Below are 5,321 nucleotides of genomic sequence, written 5' to 3' on the forward strand. Positions count from 1 at the left end.
GCGCGTTTGCGTGCGTCCAATAGTTCTTGCTCGAATTTGTTGCGTTCCACGGATACAAAGAACGCCCAGAAATAGCTGTTAACGCCTGCAAAATTTCCACGCTGACAGTTTAGTAACACTGGAATAGGCTGATTTTGAGTATTACAGATTTTCAGGTGAGTTTCGCGTACTACTGCATCACGGAGCAACATAGGCCAGATATGGCTTTGTAAAAAAATTCGACTGGCTGGAGGGAAAAACTTTTCCATTGGTTTTTGCAGGCATTGCTCAGTCGTTCCACCCACCAAAGTCAATAACTCGGCATTGGCTGCCAAAATATGGCCTGATCCATTCGTAATGAGCGTCGGACAAGGTAGCTGATCAAGTAAGTTATGCATACCGTGTTGACTGCTTTACGGATGCGGTGATGGGGTTCTTAAATACTCATGGATCGCTTCAATCACTAAGGAAGGATGGCTCATGTGTGCACAATGACCGCTCACATCCAGTACTTTGAGGGTACTGTCCTGCAAGTTTTCGTGTATATAATCGCCTATCGCCAGTGGTACCAAGTTATCGTGGCGATGCTGAAGAATCAGGCAGGGGGATGATACTCGTGCCAGATCGCTACGGTTGTCGGAGAAAAATGTGGTTTTTGCAAACACCCGAGCGGCCACGGGGTCAGTGGAACAAAAACTGTCAGTGAGTTCGCCAGACACCGCACCGTCATGCATTTCACCGGCAATCACCGGTGCCAGATAGTTGCAGCAATTCTCATTATGGAAAATACCTTTAAATCATGATGTTATGATTTAAATTTACAAACTTGTTTTAAATTCTACAGAATCTTGTTTCTCACAGATGCCGTAAAGCCTTATAAAACAAGGGTGCTAATATTATTACCAATTCGGCTCTTCGATTACTTTGCAAGTATTGCGGTAGAATACACACGTACGTTCAAAACCTAAGCGCTATCTGTTTGATTTTATTTATCTTTCCATAATGAGAATTGCTGAGATAGTTGGCCCAGCCGATATAGTTATGATCCATCAATGCCAGCAAATCCATCAAATCTTCAGTCTCAAAGCCGCCGAGATAGTCAGGTGGATAGTTTAAGTAACAGGGTGAAGGCCCAATCAATATAAGGCGGTCAAACAGTTCCGGGCGTGCGATGGAAGCCAGTAAGCCGATGCTGGCGCTAACTGAATGGCCGATAAAGGTTACACCATTTTGTAAATTGAGTGCGTCACAAATGTCGAGGACATCTTGCACATAGCCCTGTAAACTCGAATAACGCGTTACATTGAAAAACGCCAGATTGGATTTGCCGCTGCCAACATAATCAAATAATACTTGACGGTGTGTGGAAGCAAAGGCAGGAGTAATTCGGTCCCACATTTGTTGGCTACAGCCAAAGCCGTGGGCATAGAGCAGAAGCGGGCCAGTGTCGCCCTCTACATGTACATTGTTGCGGTCAATAATATTTATGATTGTCTCCGGAATAATCTCGGGGTTTTGCGGGCTTGGCAGATACCGATACTGCCGCCAAAATAACTGGTTTTCTGTAAAAACCCTGGCACACTAAAAAAGTACTATTTAGTATTTTTTCTTTAAATACTAACACAGTTTTATAAGGTAGTCGGGCTTAACAGAGATACTTTTTTAAATATAGCGCTGTTCCGGTGCTGAGCTGTTTCTAACAGCCGGGAATCTTACTTTTAATAACAAAAAACGTTACTTCGACCAATTAATGTACCGCCACTAATTGGGGTTAATTAACCAAAAGAACGGTTTGTTCCACGACACCCCCGGAGTCTTTGGTATCAGTATCTAATACTGCTAACCGCAAATATAAAAAAAACAAAGTCAAAGGCTTAAACGTGCCTCGTTTCTTGGCACCATCAGCAAAGGAAAGAGTTTTGGTCGGCGTTTGACTGCCCTTGGTTGGCTCTTACGTTTTTGTTTTCCAATGGCCGTTGATGCCATCGCCTTTAATAACTGATGTTAGGGGGTGTAAGCCCAAACCGCCGAAAATTCCGGCGAGTCTTTAGCAAGCGTAACAACCCCATTATTCCAACTCCAATTTGGCTACAATCGCATCAAGGCCTATGCTCTGCCCACTATCTCTGAAGGCATAGTGGCCGTTAAAATGAATATTCCGCCAGGCCGCTGGAGAGACTTTCTTGATGAGCGCCAAAATTTTCAGTTTGGGGGACGCTTCATACTTGTCGAGTATCCGTGACAGGATAGCGGAATTATAATAAATGATCGCATTTGCGATTAGCCGTCCACATTCGTTACTGATTTCAATATCCAGATCCGTCCTGCCAGTGAGTTCCTTTTTGCCGCCAACCTGCGCGATTGCTGCTCGCAGTTGGTGATAGGATTCGATCCGGTTTTGCGAACGATGCGAGTTGCGCTCGATTTGTGGGTCGCGCAGGTAACGCAATGTGTAGATGCTGCGGATCAGCTTATCGAACTCAAAGACCGCGCTACGGGTTGGGTTTGATTGCGTGTAGGTACATAATTTCCGAATCAGTGTGCTTTGAGTCATCTCTTTGACTCCCAGAGTGGCCACGATCTGGTCGATATTGGATTTCTCGTCTAGAACCGCCTTCAAGTCGATACTCCCAACAGGCTGAATAAGACATTTCTCGTATTGCACAGGATCACCGCAGCAATAAAGATTCTTCAATTGTACCTCAAGGCTAGTGAAACGCAGTTCGAACCGCAATCCGAACCGCAATCCGAACCAGTACGTGATTGCGAAATTGGCCTTGTTAACGCTATGCATGTCACCGGTAATCACCATTGGCACGATGTCTGATGTATTCTGATACCAGATGTCGAAAACAAAATGGGCTTCAAATTCATGGGCGCCGATCAGCCCCCCGTTCACGGGCACATGGTTACATAGCATGGTATAAGCCACCACGCCTTTCCCTCTTCCAAAATATTTTCTGGAATACCGAGCTTTGATGGTTGGGTGTTCGACCCCAAGTTTTTGCCCATCAACGGCACCGTACAATACCCCTAGATCGAACGAGTAATGTGGAAAAATAGACAGCCCTGCGATAGCATTACTGATGGCGTCATTTGCTTTTTTCAGAGTAGCCCGCCGTAAGTATTGCTGATGCGTGGTCTCCAGGATGTGATAGGGAATATCGCTGGTCTGTGCCATTTTAAGATTGCCATAATTCATCGCTTGAGCGATGATAACCGCAAACAGACTGTCCTTGTCGGCGATTTGCTTGGCGTAACGCGGCTGCAACGGCGTCATTGTCGATAAAAACTGGCATTGCTCATTAACAAAACGAAGTACATCGGCAACATCGCAGAAGCCTATCTTGCTGTAGAAACTTTCCTGGAGTGCTTTATCGTTGCTGGCTTTGTATTTATGCCATGTGAGTGTTTTTAGCTGACTATCGTATTCAAGGTGTTTTAGCTTTCCTTGGCGGAGGTCGCTGTCGAATGCCAGCCAAAGGCTATGAAGTTCATCGGTCAAAACTTTAAGTTGAGCTTCTATAGGCTGACGTACCCAGGAAATGTCTAATTGCTGAAGCACAGTCGGCGTCTTCTCCAGGGAAACGAGTTCATGCGTGAAACATTGATGCTGGACGCTGTCTGCCAGGTAGAGCTCACCTGACTTGAAGCGTTTCCTGATTTGCCTATAAATCCAAAATTCGTACCGGTCAGCCTGCACGCCAGTAGTTTTCCCCTCCGTATCAATGACCAGCAGATAGCGTCGCAATCGCGGCGAGACGGTCTTTTCTAAGCACTCGTTCATCGGTTGCAGCGACAAGCGTTGTTGTTTGGCAAACACGCCCTTCATTAAAGTTAGCGCCGCCAACCACGGGTTATCCGGCACCGTACTGGAAAAATCGAGTGCACAGTAAAGCGGACGCAAGTGCTTGCGACAATGAGTAGACAACTGCTCTACCACTTGCCACCGCAGTTCCATTTTGTTCAACGGTTTCTCGCATAAGCGTTGGCCAGTGATTTGTAATGTATCTTTAGGCATGATGGCAAAGGCCTGCTGACGGACTTCGCCGAAAGAAGTGTCATCGATTACCTGCTCATCGACATAGATCAGTAACAAGCGCCCAATCTGAGAGGTTTCCTGTTGTCTATTAGCCTGATTCTGGGCAATGAGCTTGTTCGCCTTGAGCTTGGTGTAGTCTTCGAACCGCTTCATTCGGTAACCCAAGGCGTCAACCAGATTATCAGTCAGTTGCCGATAGCGAAGCCAGACGTAACATAATAAGTATAGATGGGTCTGTTCCTGCTTCAGGCGGCGAAGATCGTAGATCGTGTAAAAATGCGCGAGACTCGCGTAATAGTTAAGGTTCTGCTGAGAAATTGCCAATTCTGGCAAGAGTGCTTTAGCCAGTTGATATAAGGGTTCCAAGGCGGTGCGCTTCTGCCGCTCCAAAACCATCATGCGGTAACCAAAGTGTTTGGCGTCTTGTTTGAGGGCGGCCAATCCGGACAAAGTATCATCGCGCACAAGAAGTTGCTGGAGCGCCGTTTTTGCTGAATCGTCTAGCATCTCGGTGAGTAACACTCCCAGTCGCTTACGTTCGTTGGACAGTGTTTCGCTGATGAGAGACTGTAATGTCGTATAGCCTGGTCGAACGATCTTCTGATCATTTAAGCTCAACCAAGATAAAACTGGGCGTGACATCGCGTGAAACAACCTGAGTAGCTCGTTCGACAAGTGACGGTAAAAAATCCGTCGCTCATAGCTGATAGCCAAACAAGTCAACGATCAACGCGCGTTGTGCGTAATATTCATGCTTGGTAATCGCTACCGGAAGAAAAGCCAAATCATTGAAGTAGTGTGTCAGAATAAAAGTACAGTCATCTTCCACTTCATCCCAGGAAAATTGGAAAATTGGAAAATTGGAAAAATGCCTGTTTGGCCTTGAAATAACCAATTTGCAATGAGCAGTAAACTTGAGCATGCACACTCCGTTGGTCGAGTACCAGTGCCATCTCCTGTTCGGTAAATATAAAATATTCCATCCGTTGGCTGTCGTCAAAATCAGGCAGCCCATACAAGGCGAATTGCTCCTGGCTGGATAGTATGTTAAGTCTTTCGCTTTTAGTCAGCATAGATCACATGCAAATTGTATAGGTAAAAACGAGCGTTAATATAGCACCATAATGACCATGTGAAATATAATGAAAGACCTATCCATTTTGGATTGTTTTAACTCGATGTTCAAGTTTTTAAGCTTAGAAAAACAGCAGGAAAACGAGTAAGCCAATCAGTGTTAGAATTGGACGTATTTCAACAGCATGTTGATGCACGAACCTGCGCACTTTATAAAAAGTTTTGT

3 protein-coding genes and 1 pseudogene are annotated in these 5,321 nt (G+C 45.5%); all 4 read right to left on the reverse strand.

What is annotated here, in order from left to right; all coding sequences use genetic code 11:
- Nucleotides 1–377, reverse strand: a 377-nt coding sequence (locus N7974_RS19995; RefSeq protein WP_262967293.1) for a PAS domain-containing protein, incomplete at its 3' end; no start/stop codon positions are given.
- Nucleotides 378–392: 15 nt separating this feature from the next.
- The gene (locus N7974_RS20000; RefSeq protein WP_262967294.1) at nucleotides 393–713 is read right to left on the reverse strand and encodes an alpha/beta fold hydrolase; all 321 of its coding nucleotides are present in this window, start codon (nucleotides 711–713) and stop codon (nucleotides 393–395) included.
- Nucleotides 714–936: 223 nt separating this feature from the next.
- Complete coding sequence (locus N7974_RS20005; protein WP_317451636.1) at nucleotides 937–1,509, reverse strand: alpha/beta fold hydrolase; 573 nt, start codon at nucleotides 1,507–1,509, stop codon at nucleotides 937–939.
- Nucleotides 1,510–2,047: 538 nt separating this feature from the next.
- Nucleotides 2,048–5,094 (reverse strand): annotated as a pseudogene (locus N7974_RS20010) (Tn3 family transposase).
- Nucleotides 5,095–5,321 lie beyond the last annotated feature (227 nt).

Origin of the sequence: Methylobacter psychrophilus (genome assembly GCF_025583945.1) — a bacterium.
GTDB classification, from domain to species: Bacteria; Pseudomonadota; Gammaproteobacteria; order Methylococcales; family Methylomonadaceae; genus Methylobacter_C; species Methylobacter_C psychrophilus.